Origin of the sequence: Lachnospira hominis (ex Hitch et al. 2025) (assembly GCF_040096395.1) — a bacterium.
GTDB lineage: Bacteria > Bacillota > Clostridia > Lachnospirales > Lachnospiraceae > Lachnospira > Lachnospira hominis.
In genome coordinates, this window is record NZ_JBBMES010000066.1 from 1 (window position 1) to 902 (window position 902).

Below are 902 nucleotides of genomic sequence, written 5' to 3' on the forward strand. Positions count from 1 at the left end.
ATACAAAGGCTCACTCGCCTTCTTTAATAACTTAAATCCGTCTGTAAATAAACCCATGTCTCTAACCTCGCTTTCTTATAATGAAAGCCCGCCGGGAACTTCACCCTGCGGGCTGTGTTCCCGACCTTGCGGTCAGATACTATTCGTTTCTAATGCATTGCCTTATATGCTGCAATGCCTGCTGCTGCCGCCACAATGACTGCGACAAGTCCAAGCAGCATGTTTCTCGTCTTTTTCTTCATTGCTTCAAACTCCTCCTGCTTCTTTACAGCCGAATCAGCTGTTACAGTCTCCGGTTCAGCCTTTCTGCCTTTCTTCTTTACCTGTTCATTCTGTTCTGCTTCTAACTGCTTTATTGCAGGCTCTCCCTCTGTTGATACATAGGTAAGTGTCCTGTTTCCAAACATAAAATGCAGTTTCTTTCCCATATACTCGTAGAAATTCATCCCATTAAAGGAATAGAAACCACCAAGAGCAATCGGTGCCACACACGGGATTGCCACATAAGCAGAACCCGTAAGACCAATATACTTGTAAAGAAGAAGGACGATACCGCCACCGACCACTACGCTTGCAATAGAAAATATAAGCTGCCTTGCAGTAAGTCCCATCGCAACCGATTCCTGATAGCGGTCTATATCCTTGTTTACTTCGATTACCATTGTCCCTGCCTCCTATCTTGATAAATCCTTTGTCTCTGGCTTTCTTGTCATTCCGATATTTGCCTCATACTTATCCATTCCATCCGGACACAGTTCTCTAAGCTTATCTACATTGAACAGATAAAGCGGATATTCGCAGAAACCGCTCCTTTGCGTGAATCCTGTAAACTCTCCAATGTCATTGTCTGTAATAAACTTTTCAATATCCGGCATGTCATTCACATTCAGATATCCGCAGTA

2 protein-coding genes are annotated in these 902 nt (G+C 43.6%); both read right to left on the bottom strand.

What is annotated here, in order from left to right; all coding sequences use genetic code 11:
* Positions 1–149: 149 nt before the first annotated feature.
* Complete coding sequence (locus WMO38_RS15085; RefSeq protein WP_055062573.1) at positions 150–662, bottom strand: PrgI family protein; 513 nt, start codon at positions 660–662, stop codon at positions 150–152.
* Positions 663–674: 12 nt separating this feature from the next.
* Positions 675–902, bottom strand: a 228-nt coding sequence (locus tag WMO38_RS15090; protein WP_349163218.1) for a DUF4313 domain-containing protein, incomplete at its 5' end; no start/stop codon positions are given.